The sequence below is a fragment of the Paenibacillus ottowii genome (assembly GCF_050516475.1).
In the GTDB taxonomy this organism is placed as follows: Bacteria; Bacillota; Bacilli; order Paenibacillales; family Paenibacillaceae; genus Paenibacillus; species Paenibacillus ottowii.
Window position 1 is genome coordinate 1875301 of the sequence record NZ_CP191577.1, and the last position, 19366, is coordinate 1894666.

12 protein-coding genes, 1 rRNA gene, 6 pseudogenes and 1 other annotated feature are annotated in these 19366 nt (G+C 44.1%); of the genes and pseudogenes, 1 reads left to right on the plus strand and 18 read right to left on the minus strand.

All coding sequences use genetic code 11. The features are described from left to right. Window positions 1-518: 518 nt before the first annotated feature. The 17 genes and pseudogenes from ACQQ6X_RS08830 to ACQQ6X_RS08910 form a co-directional block, all read right to left on the minus strand. Window positions 519-830 (minus strand): hypothetical protein, encoded by a 312-nt coding sequence (locus ACQQ6X_RS08830; protein WP_326403688.1) that lies wholly within the window; start codon window positions 828-830, stop codon window positions 519-521. Between the two features lie 465 nt (window positions 831-1295). After that, complete coding sequence (locus tag ACQQ6X_RS08835; protein ID WP_305168227.1) at window positions 1296-1709, minus strand: hypothetical protein; 414 nt, start codon at window positions 1707-1709, stop codon at window positions 1296-1298. Between the two features lie 16 nt (window positions 1710-1725). Then, window positions 1726-2009, minus strand: a pseudogene (locus tag ACQQ6X_RS08840) (M23 family metallopeptidase). A gap of 161 nt (window positions 2010-2170) precedes the next feature. After that, window positions 2171-2586, minus strand: a pseudogene (locus tag ACQQ6X_RS08845) (lytic transglycosylase domain-containing protein); the annotation flags it as partial. Between the two features lie 642 nt (window positions 2587-3228). After that, window positions 3229-4263 (minus strand): annotated as a pseudogene (locus ACQQ6X_RS08850) (glycosyl hydrolase); the annotation flags it as partial. 1314 nt (window positions 4264-5577) lie between these two features. Further along, window positions 5578-6911: pseudogene (locus ACQQ6X_RS08855) on the minus strand (IS3 family transposase). A gap of 113 nt (window positions 6912-7024) precedes the next feature. Next, window positions 7025-7141 (minus strand): 5S ribosomal RNA (rrf, locus tag ACQQ6X_RS08860). Window positions 7142-7233: 92 nt separating this feature from the next. Next, window positions 7234-7317, minus strand: a sequence feature (23S ribosomal RNA rRNA prediction is too short). Window positions 7318-7627: 310 nt separating this feature from the next. After that, on the minus strand, window positions 7628-7828 hold the full coding sequence (locus ACQQ6X_RS08865) for a copper ion binding protein (RefSeq protein ID WP_305168228.1): 201 nt from the start codon (window positions 7826-7828) through the stop codon (window positions 7628-7630). 21 nt (window positions 7829-7849) lie between these two features. Beyond that, window positions 7850-8179 (minus strand): metal-sensitive transcriptional regulator, encoded by a 330-nt coding sequence (locus tag ACQQ6X_RS08870; protein ID WP_305168252.1) that lies wholly within the window; start codon window positions 8177-8179, stop codon window positions 7850-7852. A gap of 98 nt (window positions 8180-8277) precedes the next feature. Beyond that, window positions 8278-9285: pseudogene (locus ACQQ6X_RS08875) on the minus strand (NAD(P)/FAD-dependent oxidoreductase). 43 nt (window positions 9286-9328) lie between these two features. Further along, a complete protein-coding gene (locus ACQQ6X_RS08880; RefSeq protein ID WP_305168229.1) occupies window positions 9329-9562 on the minus strand; it encodes a ferredoxin in 234 nt (77 codons plus the stop codon). Window positions 9563-9585: 23 nt separating this feature from the next. Continuing rightward, window positions 9586-10212, minus strand: coding sequence for a nitrite reductase (locus tag ACQQ6X_RS08885; RefSeq protein WP_305168230.1), 627 nt, complete (start codon window positions 10210-10212; stop codon window positions 9586-9588). 33 nt (window positions 10213-10245) lie between these two features. Next, window positions 10246-11769 carry a multicopper oxidase family protein gene (locus tag ACQQ6X_RS08890; RefSeq protein ID WP_305168231.1) on the minus strand — a complete coding sequence of 508 codons (1524 nt, stop codon included), beginning with the start codon at window positions 11767-11769 and terminating at the stop codon, window positions 10246-10248. 30 nt (window positions 11770-11799) lie between these two features. Beyond that, on the minus strand, window positions 11800-14217 hold the full coding sequence (locus tag ACQQ6X_RS08895; protein ID WP_305168232.1) for a heavy metal translocating P-type ATPase: 2418 nt from the start codon (window positions 14215-14217) through the stop codon (window positions 11800-11802). 171 nt (window positions 14218-14388) lie between these two features. Continuing rightward, on the minus strand, window positions 14389-14628 hold the full coding sequence (locus tag ACQQ6X_RS08900; RefSeq protein ID WP_305168233.1) for a glutaredoxin family protein: 240 nt from the start codon (window positions 14626-14628) through the stop codon (window positions 14389-14391). Between the two features lie 21 nt (window positions 14629-14649). Continuing rightward, the gene (locus ACQQ6X_RS08905; protein ID WP_305168234.1) at window positions 14650-14868 is read right to left on the minus strand and encodes a cation transporter; all 219 of its coding nucleotides are present in this window, start codon (window positions 14866-14868) and stop codon (window positions 14650-14652) included. A 134-nt stretch (window positions 14869-15002) separates the two neighbouring features. After that, window positions 15003-16418: an MFS transporter gene (locus ACQQ6X_RS08910; protein WP_305168235.1), complete on the minus strand. Its 1416-nt coding sequence runs from the start codon at window positions 16416-16418 to the stop codon at window positions 15003-15005. A 468-nt stretch (window positions 16419-16886) separates the two neighbouring features. On the opposite strand from ACQQ6X_RS08910, the pseudogene ACQQ6X_RS08915 reads away from it, so the two are divergent. Further along, a pseudogene (locus ACQQ6X_RS08915) lies at window positions 16887-18237 on the plus strand (IS1182 family transposase). A 371-nt stretch (window positions 18238-18608) separates the two neighbouring features. Here ACQQ6X_RS08915 and ACQQ6X_RS08920 read toward each other — a convergent pair. Further along, entirely contained in the window at window positions 18609-19094 is a 486-nt protein-coding gene (locus tag ACQQ6X_RS08920; protein ID WP_305168236.1) for a MerR family transcriptional regulator, read from the minus strand. Window positions 19095-19366 lie beyond the last annotated feature (272 nt).

A 19366-nucleotide genomic window follows, 5' to 3' on the forward strand; every position in this document is an offset into this window, starting at 1 on the left:
ATTTAGAATAATAAACAATCCACTCACTATAACATTGACTCATACGTTGGTTATTAAGTGTTGCAAAAAGCATGCTTTTAGGAACGCCGCATTTCATCAATATAACTTAAACTTGGAAAATAAATCAGAAAGAAGGGAACGTAACTCAACCCTACTCCTGGTGTTCCAAAGCGGGGGAGAAAGCGTAGTAGCTCAAGTTTGAAAATTAGACTACTAAAGCGGCCAATCTCGAAGAATTAACCGCTTTTAGTCTCAAGGCTGTATTAAAAGCCCCTGTAAAAGTAATTGCTCCAATAGCATTTACAGTACCGACGTTTGTTAGTGCAGCTAGCGAATACGACACATTACCAGTCCCAGGGGTGAGATCAACGTGGTTAACACTGGTTGCTCCAAATGTGGAATTTGCAACTACATGCTGATTGATGCTAAATATAGTTGTAGTTCCGCGGAGAATTTGTAATTGGAGTGAAGTATTACCCGCTGTAGACTCCCATCCGACGATTCCTGTTAACCAAACTCTACTTCCCGTTGGAACCCCTATAATTTGTTATCGTTTTTAAAGTAGTTACAACTGACGTTATAGGAATTGCTGAACTTCCTGTCGTATTTGGCGTATTCTCCGATACCTGAAACTGTTGGAAAGAGCCGGTGGCTCCAGTTGCTCCGATGACTTCTGTTGCTCCAGTCGTGTCCTTTATCTTTGAGGTTTGAAGTCTATCGATACAACTTAATGATTTACCAAGTTGAAGTAAGGATTTTGTAATTCTCTTCTTGCCAAATATTATCTTTCTCCGTTCAGCGTAGTGTTTAGCTTCTTTCAGTTCTCTCAAGACCAAATTCACTTTTCTTATGCACCTTTTCTGCGATCTTCCTCGTTTACTCATTTTTTTCCTCTCACCCCGATACTTTCCGTGGGTGTTTGGTTTTCTTACATTTATTTAAGTAATCCAACGTACCATTGAGAATAACTATAGTGATTAAAATGTCATATTCAGCTTGTTCGAACCTTCCTAATTTTAAAAAAGCGCCTTGCTCGTCGTAGTCGCCAAATTGCAGCATTCAACATGCGTTTATTCCAGTGAATGATCATTGATCACTCCTCCTATGGAGAATTTGTGAACTATCATGCAAAAAGCCTTTTTTAATATTTGCTTCTATGATATTCAAAAGTAGCTCCTGCAGATGCAGGAGCTACTTTTTTTGCCTTGCTCGTCCCTGTTGTAAACGGATCAGAGCACCAGACTTCAGACCACTTCAACCTTGAAGTGATCTTTTTTTGTATGAGGAAATTCATCCTACATACCTGTTTTTTCGGTAAAGTTCAGTATTTGGCGAAAATCGCGTAAATATGACAAGTGGGAAGTGTAGTTACTCTCATCTCCATGCTTCTCCATGATCGCCCAGGCTAATTCCATATCATATCGGTTTTCCCGGCAATAGGCCTGCAAGATCGGTATATACCGCTTATAAAGCTCTTGCAAGTAATCTTGGTACTTTTTTTCCTGCTCCAGCCATCGGCTCTCTGTGGAGCGTTTAAAGGGTTCTACGAAGTCGGATTTACCCAACTTATAGCATGTCAGGTACTCGACTCCCTCAAAGCTTGGACCAGGCGGATTTCGGAATATAAATGTATCGTTTTGCCTAGCGATCCCCACGGTCTTCCCTTCTTCATCTTTGCCTACGCGCACAATAATTTTTTCATTTAGCAAACCGTTCGCCTTCCTCTTATTTAAGTCCAATATAAGGAGCCGGATTGACGTGTGTCCCATTAATGGCTATTTCAAAGTGAAAGTGAGGGCCAGTGCTTCCACCTGTAGAACCACACTTTCCAATCTCTTGTCCAATCCGGATATCTTGGCCGACAGAAACCTCAATAGCGACAAATGGCCGTATGTCGTTCGGTATCCACCACCATGATCTATCCAAATGTACTGACCATATCCTTTTTTTGGGTTACTGGCATCCTGCCATCCGGCAAAAGTGACTTTTCCTGCCTTGACTGCCTGTATAGAGGTTCCCTTGGGGCTACACCTTTATGGGGCTTTCCGACCTGTCCAGTAATGGGATGCACACGCGGGCCAAATGGAGACGTTACAGGCCCTTCTACTGGACGTGCAAACCCTCCTTTTCCTGGTTCAACTGTTTCAATAGGCTTATAGCCATCTTGGATAAACAAAGTTGCATATTTCATAACCTCGGCCACATACTCCTGACTCTGATTATAGGTGAATACGGCCTTTTCATACTCTCCATTGGCCGCGCCATTAGCGGCCAGATAATGAGCTGCGGAAAAATAGCATCCTTTACATTCCACATATCTGCTTTCCCATCACCGTCAGCGTCTACCCCATATCCCCCGTACTTCTGGATCAGCGCCAGGCTCGTTTTTTCTTCCTCAGAAAATTGGCCTTTTCCGTTCGTTCCCTTACAGCCGGGCGCTCCTCATCCAACAAACGTACACGGCATAAATTGCATATGTCCCTCGGCCCCAACCTTGGATATCATCGGTTTTAAGGTGGAAAAACGAGTTTCAATACGGTGTACCGCTGCAAGCAAATTCCAAGGTACCCCATACTTTTCTTCTGCCGCACATTATATTATATATAAATCGTCGCGCTTATTATCTCCGTTACAACAGGATAAGCAAAACCCACACTATCGTAAATCCTTGTCAAATCAAGGGTTCTTGAAGCTAATCTCCTTTATTTGTAGTGCAAAATAGCAATCTAAATGAGTACAAAACAACGCCCGAAATTACACTCATTACCATATTTGATAATTCAATTTTTTCTGGAAAATTATACGACCTACTGATATCCTTATGCCGTTGGCAGCGTAAAACGAACGACAGGAACGAAGAACGGTGCGTATTGACTCATAAACGGACGCTCTTCGTGCCATTAAACCAGGTTGCATGAGCCTATTTCCCTGCTCTGCCTCTCTTGCTCACCAAATCGGAAGCCAGCCTCCTTGCTACAGATGCCCAGGCTGGTTAAAACAAGCCTTTAGAGTTTAACCAGTTCATGAAAAAAAGGGTGTTTTGGAATTACTCCAGAAACACCCTTGCTATCAATTCGTTTAAGTATACATTTTATTCAAACAACGTATCAGTTCATTTGTTACCTTCAAGGTAAAACTGTCCTGTTCTGGTATGATCTTGTCGGAGATCAGGTAATCCGTATCCGCATGGGAGACCTTGGCTGTTCATTGTGCACTTACGACACACCGTTAATTGTTTTGGCCGTAATGATCTACATCCGGTAGCTCATCGAGCGTGATTACATTTGGATGGTTGAACACTTTGTTCAAATGCTCCCGGCTGTTGTTTACGCCATCGGTCAGGAACTCTCCTGTCCAGGTAGTGAACCAGCTCCAGTTTGTTCCGTCACTGGAGAGCAAATCCGGATCCGGGATCGCGCCGTTCTCGGTTAATGCGACCAGCTTCTGGTCGTTCACAAGCGAGACGAGGGCGTCATATTTGTCAGTGACTGGTCTATAGTCGCCCGCAGACGGATAATGGTCCGTACTCACGATGTCTACAACATCGTTTCCCGGATACCACTCTGGCGCACTAGAATTCCAGATCCAAATCAAATTGTTCAGGCCATGCACGTTCGTTAAGCGATCATACACCAGGTGGTAAAGTTTCTTTGACGGCTCCGGACCTTTCGCGCCCCACCAGAACCATCCCCCTTCCGCTTCATGCAACGGTCGGAAGAGCACGGGGATTTTCGCATCTTTTAGCTTTTGAAGCTGTGCCGCAATGGCATCGATATCCCGTAAAATAAGTTTATAATCCTCGGATTCCGGGTGATTCAACGCGTAGTCAACGTCGAAAGTGGTGGAATCCCCGAAGAATCCCTTGTACCACTCTTTACCGGGCTGGTCAATTAAACCCTTAGGCGCGTTCCAATGCCATACGACGGTGACAATACCGCCTTGGCTGTGCCAATCGATCGCATTCTCGATCTCGGAGGAGGAAGCGCCGTGCTCGACTCGAGACGGTGAATAATCCATCAGGTCGAATCCTACAATGGCTGGCTTTTTACCAATCGCGTCCTGCATCCAACTAATGTTAGAACTGTTCTGCTGACCGGATAGTATACTCTTGCCATATTGATCGACAAGATAGCTCATCAACGATTTGGCTTCAGGCGAAGCGCTGGGATTAACGAGTGTCTTGCTAACCTGATGCTCCTTAGTGACTGTCAATTTTTGAAATTGGGCCGCCCCCACGTTCAGAACCCCTGATCCTGCTTCATACACAGCGTCAGACACGGTAACCGGTTCTTCGGATGCATGGGCAAAATAGTTGATATTGCTCTCTGCGCCTGCCACCATTGGTAGCGAGAATAATAACGCTGCCCCGGTCAGGGCGCTGATCAAACTCTTCGTTTTTTTGAATGAATTCATACTAGTTATCCTCCTAATGTTTATATGCTGCTGTCTGTTATCGCAAGATAAGGTCTGTTATGTGAGAAACAGGAAGTTATCTCAAAGAACCTAATCCTACGATCTCAAGTATTTATATTCTGTTTTAGCCCCCTTTTTTTGTGCATAACATAATCCATTTTTCTAGTACACTACCTTCTCTCCTAAGGATCCGGCTGGTTGACTAAACCCATCAATCGCAACGTACATTATTTTTTTGTTTAGCGAGTTGATCCCATCTTCCTATATGAAAAGGCTTTTTGGCGAATCCTCAATTATATCGACATCAAGGAAAAAAATTGAAATAGTTCTATTTGAGTGAAATTTATTTCATATAACAATGAGCTATCAATTCCTGCAAAGAGTGGTAGAGACTAAGTGTGTGATAAAGAAAATATTTTCGTTTCATTTTTATGAATCTTTAATTCACCCTTATGAATTTTGATTTAAATTATTGTTATTCTTGTACTATATAGAGGATTCATACTCACACACATGTTAAAAACGAATCAGTTTACTTCTTCCATGCAGCTCGAGGATGATCAGATCAATATGAAGATTGCGGACGATGTAAAGAGGTAAGAGGAATCTACGATTATCGTCGGGTCAAAGTATAGATCGAGAATACGCTTGATGAACGAGATGAGGAGTTAAGCTATCATACGTAAGAAAAATCCTTATTGCGCTATTTAATATTTAATGAACAGAAAACCTATCTGCCATCAAAGACTTGTATAACAACGAGATTATCGCCTATTAGATCAGCTGTAGAAATGACTTGAAATTATTTAGCCATTTTCAAATCAGAGTGTTTAAACGCTACACTTTTCGAACAGGTGAAAAAGTAGAGCATGTTATCTAATTGACGTCTATTCATAAAAAAACAATATTAATATTCTCTGCATAAAATTAAACAACCTAAGACCGTATGAATATCGGACTCAGGTTGCTTAAATATTGCTTTTTTATTATTGTTTACTTGGCAGGGATCAGTTCATAAAGAGGGGTTCTCTTTTTTAACATGAATATTCAGATTAGCTTATTTATTAAGCAGTTTTTTTGTTACCCAAGTTATAGCTGCATTATTAACATCTTCACCCTGATCACCTAAACTGTACCCTCTGTAAAGGACATTTTAAAAAGGGCTTAGGCTGCTTTAAAAAGATGATCTCTGTATTGAACAGGGGTCATCTTTTTTAAATTCCATTGGTATCTGTAATGGTTGTAATAAGTCATATAGTCATCAATTTCACGTCTTAGCTCTTCCATAGTCGCACAGGGTTTGATGGAGGCCTCATCCTTAAAATGACCAAAGAAGGATTCTTGGGGGGCGTTATCCCAACAGTTTCCTCGTCTAGACATCGACTGGTTTAACCCCATTTTCTTAACCATCTTTTGAAAATCAGGATGTGTGTAATGTGTTCCCTGATCCGAATGAATAAAGGCACCCTTTGCTTTTTTAAATCTTCGATTTTTCTTCAGCTTTAGAAGAGTGTCCGTCGCAAGGTCCATAGTGATTCTCTCTGAGACATGATAAGCCAGTATTTCATTGGTTGAACCGTCCTTGATCGTTGATAAATAAGCTTTCTTGCCTGTACTATAATATAAATAAGTGATATCTGTCAGTAACACCTTGCTGGGGATGTCCTGCTTAAATTCCCTATTCAAAAGGTTAGGAACAACCCGATGTCCCTGAGTCGCCTTCATCATCCTTTTATAGGGATTTGCCTTCCGGAAAGGACATACAATGCCGTATTTCTTCATAATTCTCCGGATCCGTTTCAAATTGTAGACAACCTTAAACTGGCCCTCTAATATCATCTTGATAGAACGGGCCCCTTTCTTGCGTCTTTTGAAACGGAAGGCCTTCAGGATCGTTTCTTTTACCTGTTCATCATCCTGTTCTCATTGCTTCCGCTTTTCCGCTGATTCGGAAGACCAGTACTTGTAATAGCCACTCTTGGAGACCCCGGCCATTCTGCATAAATGGTTCACCATTCGATGAAGGTCGTATTTCCGGATAACGGTATGGATCAAAATATATTTCTGGCAAGGTGCCCAATCTACTTGTCTTTCAGCCCCCATTCCGCCATACGGATCTTTTTTAACAGTTCGTTCTCCGCTCTTAATAAGGCGTTTTGCGCTTCAAGCATGGCGTTCTTTTCTTCCAGTGTCAGTTCCCTTCTAAGGGGTCTTCCAGATGATTGGCTCCTTGTATCGTGCAGACCCAAGACACCGTTTTCCCGGAAGCTCGCACGCCATCTTTTTCCCGAGGATCGTACTCGTTGGAGTCCGATTACATGTACATCAAATCCGCATTCCTCAAATATAGCCCTCGGTAGCTTGCCCTTTTTATTTTCTGAAATAAAAAGTTTCTTGAATTCATCCGTATATGTAATACCTTTTGATGTAACTGACTTAACATAAAGATTGTTAGAAAGCTGTTCGATTTCTTTCTCTGTAAATGTCTTTTTACTCATTCCTGTTTCCACTTCCCATTTTTCTCGATATATAAAAAGTACCCTACGGAGAGACTTTTTTAAAGTGTCTACTCTATAGGGTACAGTGTAAATGGGATGTGCTTTTTTGTTTTGCTTGGCAACGTCCTATTCTCCCAGGACCCTGCGGTCCAAGTACCATCGGCGCTGGAGGGCTTAACGGTCGTGTTCGGGATGGGTACGTGTGGAACCCCTTCGCTATCGCCACCAAACATGAATTTACACTGTAAATTCTACCTTCAAGGTGTTACACCCTGAAAACTGGATCCGAAACTTTATTGCGTCTTATCTTTAGGATAAGCCCTCGACCGATTAGTATTGGTCAGCTCCATGCATTACTGCACTTCCACCCCCAACCTATCTACCTAGTCGTCTTCAAGGGGTCTTACATACTGGGAAATCTCATCTTCAGGGGGGCTTAAAAAAGATTATTGCACAAATATTATGTGGGGCATCACTGATGACTCTAGAATACCGCATAAAGGAAGAATTTTCAACTTCTTCTGTAGTAGTCTTTAAAAACCTTAAAACTGGTTCAGATGGCCGTTTAAGTTTGTTCAAATGTCCACCAGTGACTGATTTTCAATAGAATTTTATTTTTTTCTAAATTTCATGCTCCATATTTGTTGATTCCCACCCGACAATTAGTCAACAAAGAAAAGGACGGGGAATGATAACCCCGTCCTTGACTGCAGCCATTAGTCAACTTCGTAGCCTTGCTCTTCAATGGCTTCCTTAATCGCCTCTAACGATAAATTGTTTTCATCATATTCAACAGTGACCGAATTGCTTCTCAGATCTACCGCAGCGGACCCGCCGAGTTCCTTTACCGCCTTCTCGATCGAATTCACACAGTGCTGGCACGACATGCCGCTAACTTGAAGTGTAGTTTGTTGCATAGTAACGCCTCCAATTTGGAATTATTTCATCAGTTTATTAACCGTAGTCAACAATTCATCAATAACGTCTTCTTCCCCGGCCTGGATCCGTTCTACAACGCAGCTTTTCATGTGGGCTTCGAGCAATAGCTTGCCTACACCATTCAAAGCCGATTGGATGGCAGCGATTTGATTCAAGACGTCATCACAATACGTATCCTTCTCGATCATACCTCTGACACCTCGGATCTGGCCCTCAATTCGGTTTAAACGAGACTCCAGATTGCTCTTGGCCTTCTCCGAATGATGACTTTTCCTTACACCTTCCACGGAGCAGCAGGCATCTGTATCCTGTACCAATGTCAATTTCAGGTTATGCAATAGCTTCACCCCCTTTCCATATATTCGGTTTAGTAAACCTCTATCAATGTCATACCCTTGCTTGAGAAATACGGACATCCATCATACCTTTAGTTCTGTGGACCTTTCGCATCGAGATTCATGCTGCTGCTGTGTCCGGGAGACAATTCCACTACGGGATCCATGTAAACTTTAGCGTTATTGACAACCGTTGGCGCTTCTTCGAATCCGACGGCGATCAGCTTCAATTTGCCCGGATATGTCGTGACGTCTCCGGCCGCATAGATACCCGGAATGTTCGTCTGCATTCTCTAATCGACGATGAGCGAACCGCCCTCAACGGCAAGACCCCACTCTCCAATCGGCCCAAGCGAGCTGACAAACCCGTAATTGATGATGACTTCGTCGACGTTGGCCAACGTTATCAATTGGGTCTTTACGTCCGTCAATTCGACCCGCTCGATTCGGTCTTCTCCGTGAATCGAAGTAATCTCGGTCGTCACAATAGCGTTGACTTTGGACCGCATGAGCAACTCGACGCTATGCTTATGGGCACGGAATCTATCGCGGCAATGAACGAGTGTCACAGTATCCGCGATCGGCTCGAGCATCAGTTCCCAATCGAGAGCGGAATCGCCGCCTCCGCATATGAGCACGTTCTTGCCGCGGAAACGTTCCATATCGCTGACAAAGTAATGGAGGTTCGTCTTTTCAAAGCGCTCTGCCAGTGGCAGTTCAAGTCTCCGAGGCTCAAAGGCCCCGTCGCCCGCCGTTACGATAACGGCCTTAGCATAGCGATCGGTTTCAATCTCGAAGAATCGTTCGTCGAGTTTTCTGACATTCAGCACTTTTTCCTCAAGTCGAACGTCGGTACGGAACAGATCCATTTGCTTCTTTAAATTGTCTACGAGTTCCTGGGCCCTCACTTTAGGGAAGCCGGCCACGTCGTAAATGTATTTCTCCGGATACAGGGCAGCAAGTTGACCGCCAAGTTGAGGCATTCTTTCTATTAATTTAACCGACATCTGCCTCACGCCGGCATAGTAGGCGGCGAACATGCCTGCAGGACCGCCTCCTATGATGGCTACATTCGAAATCGTGCGACTTGCATCGTTCATCTCCTGTCCCTCCGAAGCGATTCTTCTTCCCTGGCCAAGACCGTTAAGCAAATGGCTCATCCGAATCCTTGATTGAATCGGTTGGGCAGCCATCTCGCGCGTCCTGCAGATCCTCCAGCAAATGGCTGTCTATCTCCGTGATTCCGCGATTATCGTCGCCCTTGAAGATAACATGGGCCAAGCCCTCGTCGTCATAGTCGAAAATATCGGGTGCTACCGCTCCACAAGCTCCGCATGTAATGCAAGTATCCTTCTCCACCCATGTAAATTTCGGCATCCCAAACACTCCTTTACATCCTGTTACTTTTGAACGGCTATCCTTTTCAACTGTCCCAGCGAAATCCGGTCTACGAATTTGCTGAACTTTTCTTTGCCTTTTGCATGAGCTTTATAAAAATCAATAATAGAAGTTACGGCTGGAATCAATTGGTCTTCCATGACTCCCGAAAGCAGGAGCTCGGCAAAGGAGGTTTTAAGTCCTTTCGATTCGCCGCCAACATAAATATCAAACTTGTCGCGCATTTTGACGACTCCGATATCCTTAATGAGCGGTTCGCTTGTTCCTAGCGCACATCCGGCATACCCGATCTTAAGCGGTGTGGGTGTTTCAATGCCGGCGATCGCTTGATTCAATCTTTTTGCCGTTGTAAACCCGGCTTCTTCGGCGCCTTTGCAAAAATTACAAGCAATGAGGCTCTTCGTTACAAAGCCCGCCGGATTCACTTCAAGACCGTCTCGTTCAAGCTCTTCCTTGATTGACTCTCGCTTTTCAAGCGGCACTTCTGCGTACAGTTGTTTGAAGGGAGTCATTTCCACCTTTACATTCGGCCCAAGAATGTCCCCGATTTTCACAAGCTGATGAGGAGTGAACAGACTTCCTCCAACCTGGATCGGCGGACTGATGGCGATTTTGATTGTTTTCTCCATTATGTCTTTAAGCTCCCTTATTTGGTCTTGTTTCTAATCCACCATCACTTGTCCCATCATTCCGCTATCTTCATGCTCAAGAATGTGACAATGAAACATGTAGACTCCATTTTTATGGAACGTGACTGCAATCTTGGCCGTTTGCCCCGGCTGAAGAGATATGGTGTCTTTATAACCCGATAGGTTCTCAGGCGGTTCCTTTCCATTAATCGATATCACTTGGAATTGCGTACCATGAATATGGAAGGGGTGATTCATTCCTCCCATTGAATCTTTTACATTTTCAACTTCCCATACTTCGGTTTCGCCTTGCTTCTGGGTGAAGTCGATTCGATTGGGATCAAACTTCTTTCCATTAATCGTCGTCTCCTTACCCATACCTGCTAACTTGAACTTTTTCGTGACCTTTTTATTTTTTATTTCATCCGTAATCGCAGCGTTGTTTAATGTCTTTACTTCCTGCGTGGATTGGGGTAGCTCCTCCGTGTCCTTCAAGTGAATCGGCAAGATCTTTGTGTTGTCATCATTGATAAGTGAAATTTTATTTCCTTTCACTTTGGTCAAATCGACAATCACTTCGACTCGTTCGGAGGGCGCCATTTCAATCTCCGTTATCGTGTTCGGTTTATTTAAGAACCCTCCGTCACTTGCAATTTGTTGAAATTCCATATTATTATCCAAGTGCAGCTTGTAGCTTCGCATATTGGAACCGTTCAATATGCGCAGACGGACTTGCTTACGATCAATGGTTAGCTCCGGATCGGCCACCCCATTGATCAAGAGCGTCTCTCCTGTCGTTCCGTCCGCATTCATCGCCTTAGCATAATCAAGCTGTTTGTCAGCCGTGAATGCTTTGTCTTGAAGAATAATGGGTAGATCGTCTACTCCATAAGTTTTGGGGATTTCCAGTGCCTCACTATTCGTGTCTTCAATATAAATCATTCCGGCCAATCCTTTATAGACTTGCTCCGCTGTATTTGGCGATGGATGAGGATGGAACCATAAAGTTGCCGCTTCTTGATCCACCTTGAACGAAATTGTTCTTTCTTGCCCTCGCTTCAGCACAGGTTCAGGACCACCGTCAACATCCCCCGGGGCTTCTAATCCATGCCAATGAAACGTAGTATTTTCTTTTAAATCATTCACTAAATGGAAGGTTACGTTCATTCCTTGCTTCAACCGAATGACAGGTCCCAGGAAATCCCCATTATAACCGTACGTCTTTGTTTGCGTTCCATCGTATATTTCATAGGTTCCTTGCTGGGCTCGTATGGTGTAGGCGACGGAGCTGGTATCTTCCAGGTCAGGTTTCAGCAGCTTTGGGAAAGTCAGTTCATTTATCCCCAGACTGCTCTTTAATGCTGTAACGGATTCGTGGCTTATATCCATGGAAGAAGGGTCCATCTCCCCCATGTTCATAGAAGAATGGTTCATCCCCGCCATATCCATTGACTGATCTTTCGAATCGTTCCTACTGCCATACACACTGTAGCCCGTTATAACGACCCCGAGGTACAGGATTGCCGTAACCGCCCAGATCGTAATACTCCGTTTCATCTATATCCCTTCCCTTTCTACGTTCATATTTCATACTTTCAACTTAATTCTCTGCAGCCGCAGAGCGTTTAGAACAACCGAAACCGAACTGAACGCCATTGCTGCTCCTGCTAACCAGGGAGCCAGGAAACCTGCAGCTGCAATCGGTACACCCAGAATATTATAGGCGAGCGCCCAGAACAGATTTTGTTTAATATTCGTGATTGTCTTCTTGCTCATGTAAATAGCGTCTGCGATACTCGTTAGATCGCCTCGGATGAGGGTGATGTCCGCTGCTTCCATTGCCACATCGGTACCTGTACCGATCGCCATCCCGATATCAGCCGTCGCAAGTGCCGGAGCATCGTTAATTCCATCCCCTACCATGGCCACCTTTTTGCCGGCTTGCTGAAGCTTTTTCACTTCGTCCGCCTTGCCTTCCGGCAGAACTTCTGCAATGACATTTTTAATCCCAACCTGGTCCGCTATCGCTTTTGCCGTTTGCGTATTGTCGCCCGTGATCATGACGACTTCCATACCCATTTTGTGTAGGCGAGCAATCGCTTCTTTAGAGGTAGCTTTGATGGTATCGGCAACGGCCACCATCCCTGCGTAACGTCCATCGATCGCTGCCAGCATTGCTGTTTTCCCTTGCTTCTCCAAGCTCTCCATGACGGCCAGTACATCTTGAACGGCAACGTTGTATTTGGCCATGAGTTTACGTGTTCCGATATGCAGCAGCTTACCATTTACCGTTGCTTGGATACCGAAACCGGGGATGGCTTCGAAGGATTCAGACGACCCAAGGCTAATGCCTTTTTCTTTAATGCCTTCAACAATCGCTTCTGCAAGTGGATGTTCGGAGTTTCTTTCCGCCGTTCCAACGAGTGAGAGAAATTCGTTCTCGTCGATACCATTTGCTACAATAACATCCGTTAAAGACGGCTTGCCGTTTGTGACGGTCCCTGTTTTGTCAAGGATTATCGTGTTCAAGCGATGCGTCGTCTCAAGGTGTTCCCCGCCTTTAAACAAGATTCCGAATTCAGCCGCACGACCCGAGCCGGCCATGATCGAAGTTGGAGTAGCAAGACCAAGCGAACAAGGGCATGCGATAACCAGGACTGCAATGAATTTCTCCAAAGCCGAAGCAAACTCGCCAGGTTCGACGGCAAAATACCAAACAAAAAATGTAATGACCGATATTACTACAACAATCGGAACAAATATACCTGAAATCACGTCCGCCAGACGTTGGATCGGTGCTTTAGATCCTTGCGCCTCTTCAACCACCTTGATGATCTGTGCCAGCGCCGTATCTTTACCGACTTTAGTTGCTTTGACTTTCAGGAAACCATTCTTGTTGATCGTCGAGCCAATGACGGTGTCACCAATCGTTTTATCAACCGGAATACTCTCACCCGTTAGCATCGATTCATCAAGCGCGGATCTGCCCTCGACAATTTCCCCGTCAACAGGCACCTTTTCCCCTGGCTTCACATAAACGATATCCCCTGCCAGAACATCTTCGATTGGGATAATCATCTCTTGACCGTCACGAACGACCGTTGCATTCTTCGCTTGAAGCCCCATCAGCTTCTTGATCGCCTCTGACGAACGTCCTTTCGCTTTCGCTTCAAACAGTTTCCCGAGTAGAATTAAGGTGATAAGAACAGCACTGGTTTCATAATAGAGTTCAACCATATGGGAGTTCGAGCCAATGGACATAATACTTAGATACAAGCTGTAGAAATATGCAGCTGATGTCCCCAGCGCAACGAGTACGTCCATGTTTGCACTCTTATTTCTTAGCGCTTTATACGCACCTACATAAAACTGCCTGCCGACAATGAATTGAACAGGTGTCGCGAGGGCAAGCTGCACCCAGGGGTTCATAAACATGTCAGGCAGCCAAATGAATGATGTAAATTTAAAGTGGCTGACCATAGCCCACAAGAGCGGGAAGGACAAAATCACGGCGAACAAAAACTTTCCTTGTTGCTTTTCGATTTCTTTTTGCCGATGGTCAACATGCTCCCTTGCATCATCCTTCTTTTGTTCAAGAGCATAGCCCAGCTTTTTGATTGCCTCTTTCATTTCATTCGTCGAAACTTGATCGGGGTTATATTCGACAAGAACCGACTCCAGTGCGAAATTGACATTTGCTTTATCGATTCCATCAAATTTGTTCAGCCGTTTTTCAATTTTGGCTGCGCAAGCAGCACAGGTCATTCCGGTGATATCAAATTCAACTTTCTCGCTAACCGTGTTATAACCGAGCGATTGGATTTTCTCTTTAAGCTTGCTGATATCGGTATTCTCCGAATTATATTTTACTGTTGTTCGTTCGAGTGCCAAATTGACATTTGCATCATCCACACCTTGAAGTTTTTTCAACCCTTTTTCAATTTTTGTTGCACAGGCCGCACACGTCATGCCTGTTATTTGTAGGGTTACTTCCTTTTGACTCATTCTCCATCCCACTCCCGTTCAAAATACCCCAGTGGGGTATATTAATGATAAATATAGTATACCCCCCTACTCTATATTATTCAAGTACCCCCTCCCCCTATTTTCTTGATGTACGATCCTTGACAAAAAAGACGGGACACAAGGCCCGTCTAGAATCCGATAAAATGTCCATTAGCCAACTAATCCGCTGATTTCGGCTAGGTTTTCCGCAAAGCCAACGAAAACCATCTCCCCTATTACAATGGTTGGAACAATCTGTTTCCCCGTTAATTTCCAGACTTCCTCCGGATACTTAGCATCTTCCTCGCAATTATATTCCGTGTAGGGGACATCATGCTCTTTGAAGAAACGTTTCGCATAATTGCAGTCACTACAGGTGGGAATGGTATATATTTTTACCCCTGCTTTCATGTCCGACTCCTCCCTCCCTCTTCATACTGTTAACACTTTATGCGGTGGCGTCATATCCTTTTGCCGGATAGCTTCCTCAATATCGGATATTTGTACTTTCGATTCATCAAAACGGACATTTATCGTTCCTTGTTCGAAATTAACATGGCCTTCAGCACCAATCGCTTGGATGGCACCTTCAATTTTAGGAACACAAGAACGGCAAGACATACCTTGTACTTTCACGGTTGCTTCTTTCACTGTTTCCACCTCCTTTCAATATTTCCCGCTGTACTCTCGAACCCAATCATTGAACTTATTTCACTTCGACGAAAATTCTCACCTTTTCATCAACCGTTAATGCCTCTTCATTTCATGTAATAGTTCGATATGAATTAAATATTCTTCGGATTACGTACAAACAACCATGACAGGATTGCTCCGGCTACCGCTACGAATCCCGACCAAAGAAATGCCTGATGGAACCCGTCATTTAGCATATTGATGGATTCTGCATCTGTATGAGCTGTTGTAGCTGCAGATATTGCGACCATGACCGCCAATCCGATTGCTGAGCCAACTTGATAGCTGGTGTTGGCAATACCAGAGGCCAGTCCTGCCTCTTCCGGTTTTGCCTCGGACATTGAAGCCATTGTCGCCGGGATATAAGCCAAAGACATCCCCAATGCTCCAAGCAAAGAGGAGGGCAAAACATTGGCTATAAACGTACCATCTACAGGCGTGTTCCCAGTAAACAAGAACAGGGATCCTCCAAGAGCAAGCAACCCGATTACGATATTGGCTTTGATACCTAATTTACCGATTAACTTCCCGGTGACTGATACCATAAAAACCATGATCAAAATAGTAGTAGGTAGCAATCCCAATCCACCTTGGAGTGCCGAAAACTGGAGTATCTGCTGCATATATAAGTTCAGAAAAAACCAGAGTGGGATCCAAGCGGCAGATAAAGCTATAAGGGCAAGGTTTCCCGCCATCAAATTAGGGGTTGAGAAAATCTTTAATGGTACAAGTGGTTCTTTTCTGGCTTTTTGAACGATAAGAAAGAGAATGAGTAAAATAACAGCTGCGGCGAGGAGCCCTATCGTGATACCCGAAGTCCATCCATTCTGTTCTGCAGTAACAATCCCGTAGACGGCAGTTACGAGTGCTGCCGTGACCAGAACGGATCCGGCAATATCGATACTCCCTTTTTGTTTTGACCCTTTGCCAATCAGTCCCGGCGTCATGGCCAGAACCAATAGTCCGAGAGGTATATTAATCAGAAAAGTCCATTGCCAGCTCAGCCACTCTGTGATCACTCCGCCTAAAAAGACGCCCGCCGTCCCCCCTGCAGCGGCAGATGCTCCCCAGAAACCAAGCGCCTTTCCTAACTCTTTTGGATTGCCACTAAAGAGCATCATAACGATTGTTAGCGCAGAAGGTGCTATAAGAGCAGAGCCGAAGCCCTGCAAAGCACGTCCGGTATTTAAAGACTCTTCATTCCATGCAATACCCGCCAGTAGAGATGCAAGCGTAAGTATGGCAAATCCCCACATAAATATGCGGCGTTGCCCAAATATATCGGATAGCCGTCCGCCTAGCAGCAATAAACCACCAAAAAAGATGACATATGCATTAAACACCCACTGTAAGCCCGCTTGAGAATACCCAAGGGCCTCCTTAATCGCCGGCAACGCAACTCCGATTATTGATGTATCCATAATGACCATGAAGTTGGCGAGACAAAGAATGGCTAATGCGCGCCAACGTTTTGGGTCTGCCTGAACGGCAGAAAGAGGCTGTTTCATGTTGTACTCCCCGATCCTTTGGTTTTGAATGGCTTATCGTTTTGACGGCCGTCATTTGGATCGAAATGCCATTCGATTTTTAAGATATACCCACCGGGGGTATAAGTCAAGAACATTTTACTATACCCGGGTACCGTATTTATTTATAATCTTTTAGGAATGGAATATCACAATACACTCGTCAATGCATACTCTAGTGGCCATTTGGTGAAACCAGAATTCCACGGGTTAGTCGAAATGCTTAGGATTTACTTGTGGCTTAAGGCATGCAGATTCGACGTTTTGTCCTTCGTCCAGTGATTTATAACTACAGTAATGGATCGCACAAAATATGCCTTTCTCTGGAAAGGCATATTTTCAGGCTTTCGAGAAAGTCTCGACAGCCTGTTTTATGTTGATTTTATTTAATACGACACCGCGTTAATGTTGTATAATATAGGTAACTATTGTAGAACGGATGGTGTTGATATGCTACGTTCCAACCGTGAAAAACAACAATCCTACGAATTTGTTTCCATCGAAGATCTAGTTCCTCAAGATCACTTGCTCCGTAAAGTAGATAAGTATATCGATTTTTCGTTTATTGATGATAAAGTTCGACCACTGTATTGTGCGGACAACGGGCGCCCTGCCATTGATCCTACCGTGTTGTTTAAAATGATCTTCCTCGGTTATTTCTATGGCATTCGCTCAGAACGGCAACTTGAGCGGGAGATTCAGACCAACCTTGCCTATCGCTGGTTCCTGGGGCTGGGTTTAACCGATAAAGTCCCAGACCACACCACCATAAGCTGGAATCGTCGCACTCGGTTTAAAGACACCACGATCTTTCAAGATATCTTCGATGAAATTGTGCTACAAGCGATCTCTCACCACATGGTGGGCGGGCGTGTTCTCATCACGGACTCCACACACGTCAAAGCCAATGCTAACAGACACCAGTACACCAAAGAACAAGTATTACAGAATACCAAGGACTATATGGACGAGTTGATCGAAGCGGTGAAGGATGACCGAAAAAAACACGGAAAAAAGCCTTAAAATCCCGAGAGGAAGTGAATGAAGAGAAAGAAATTAAAGTAAGCAAAACAGACCCAGACAGCGGCTATATGATCCGTGATGGCAAGCCCGAAGGCTTCTTCTATCTGGACCACCGTACGGTGGATATGAAGTACAATGTGATTACGGATGTGCATGTGACACCGGGGAATGTACATGATTCCGTCCCCTATTTGTCCCGTTTGGATCGCCAAAGAGAACGTTTTGATTTTCAAGTAGAAGCGGTTGCACTAGATTCCGGTTATTTAACGACGCCGATTTGCCGAGGTCTGCAAAACCGGAAGATTTTCGCTGTGATTGCTCACCGAAGATTCCATCCTAGACAAGGACTGTTTCCGAAATGGAAGTTTGAATACGATGCCAAACGCAATGTGTATAGATGCCCAGCCCAACAGGAACTGCCCTACCGAACGACGGACCGGAAGGGATACAGACAGTACGCGTCTGATCCAGATCAGTGTCAGCACTGCCCGTTACTGAACCAGTGTACCCAGTCTCAGAAAGTGGTGGCTCGCCATGTCTGAGAAGACAGCAAAGAATGGGTACGGAATAACCGCTGAGCCCATCTGGAAAACGGCTGTACCGCAAACGAAAAGAGACGATTGAGCGAAGCTTCGCGGATGCTAAAGAGCTCCATGGGTTTCGCTATTGCCGTATGCGCGGACTTCCGAACGCCAGGGAACAAGCCCTCATGACGGCAGCCGTGCAGAACATGAAGAAGATGGCGATTCATCTGGATCGCCTGGCGAAACAGGGGTAATACCCCGTTTTCCCCAGGTGCCAGACCCATTATTATGTAAAGGAAAAGAAACCCTCGTCTCTAAAGACGGGGTTTCTCGACAATCTGAAGGTGAACTACGTTTCACCTTTTTTCTTAATAGCCTTGTGTTCTAATTACCGATCAGTCTTCTTTCTCATTGCTTAATTGTGCTAACGTATCAATAACAGCAGCGGCGGTCTAAGACTTATTTATCAAGTCGTAGTTCGCCGCTGTTCCAAGACCCACAGGAGATTCACTGAAATAAGCTTTAAATGCAGTGTTAAAATTAAAACAGCGGCAGCATAGGTTGAGCAAAAAAAAGTCTATGACTGCTGCTATTTTAGTAATTTCTTTTAACTTGTTAGGGTTTGTTAAATACCTTCAACAGCCCTCTCAACTTGAATTACTGCTGTTGGGCAAGTTCCATTTTGAGTTGCAGATGTTAAATCGCATTCCATATCACTTTGCCATTTTGACGGGTTAGTATTATCCGGAATGACCTGTTTGACAATATCACAGTAATGTTTTTCTTTGTTAGTAATGTATACGGCCATTATTTTTGCTTCTTCCAATTGTGCTAAAACTACTTCTTTTTGCTTCCGGATGATTTCATAACGATCTTCAATAGTAGACTCACCCTTTAAGCTTAAATCAACATATTTTTTTATATCCTCCATTGACATTCCGCATTTTTTTAAGTACTTCGCACCTCTAAGCCAATTTATCGCCTGCTCATCAAACACCCGATTATTATTTTTATCACGTTGTAAATCAGGAACGAGGCCTTTATCTGTATAGAAACGAACCGTGTGTTCGGTCAAATCAAGCATTTTGGCAACCACTTTTACAGTATACATAAAATCCTCCCTTATCGATCCTCAGAAGAGGTTATAAAACCTACCTTCGTGTTACACGAGACTCTTAATTAAATCATACACTGAGTTTTAGAAAATAAAACCCCCTAAAAAATAATATTTTTTGTTGACTTCGTGTCACACGAAGGTTGTAAGGTAATACATATCAAAGCTTTTGATTTTTAGAATCAACTTAAGTAAGTGTTTAATCGATACTTTCAAGTTTATAGAAATTTTCCTTAAAGCATACTTAAACTTCATAAAATAAAATATAT

Excerpts from the sequence above, each read along its gene's own strand:
- ACQQ6X_RS08865 (WP_305168228.1), bottom strand. The coding sequence starts at position 7,828 with ATGCAACAAACTACACTTCAAGTTAGCGGCATGTCGTGCCAGCACTGT.
- ACQQ6X_RS08880 (WP_305168229.1), bottom strand. The coding sequence starts at position 9,562 with ATGCCGAAATTTACATGGGTGGAGAAGGATACTTGCATTACATGCGGA.
- ACQQ6X_RS08885 (WP_305168230.1), bottom strand. The coding sequence starts at position 10,212 with ATGGAGAAAACAATCAAAATCGCCATCAGTCCGCCGATCCAGGTTGGA.
- ACQQ6X_RS08890 (WP_305168231.1), bottom strand. The coding sequence starts at position 11,769 with ATGAAACGGAGTATTACGATCTGGGCGGTTACGGCAATCCTGTACCTC.
- ACQQ6X_RS08895 (WP_305168232.1), bottom strand. The coding sequence starts at position 14,217 with ATGAGTCAAAAGGAAGTAACCCTACAAATAACAGGCATGACGTGTGCG.
- ACQQ6X_RS08900 (WP_305168233.1), bottom strand. The coding sequence starts at position 14,628 with ATGAAAGCAGGGGTAAAAATATATACCATTCCCACCTGTAGTGACTGC.
- ACQQ6X_RS08910 (WP_305168235.1), bottom strand. The coding sequence starts at position 16,418 with ATGAAACAGCCTCTTTCTGCCGTTCAGGCAGACCCAAAACGTTGGCGC.
- ACQQ6X_RS08920 (WP_305168236.1), bottom strand. The coding sequence starts at position 19,094 with ATGTATACTGTAAAAGTGGTTGCCAAAATGCTTGATTTGACCGAACAC.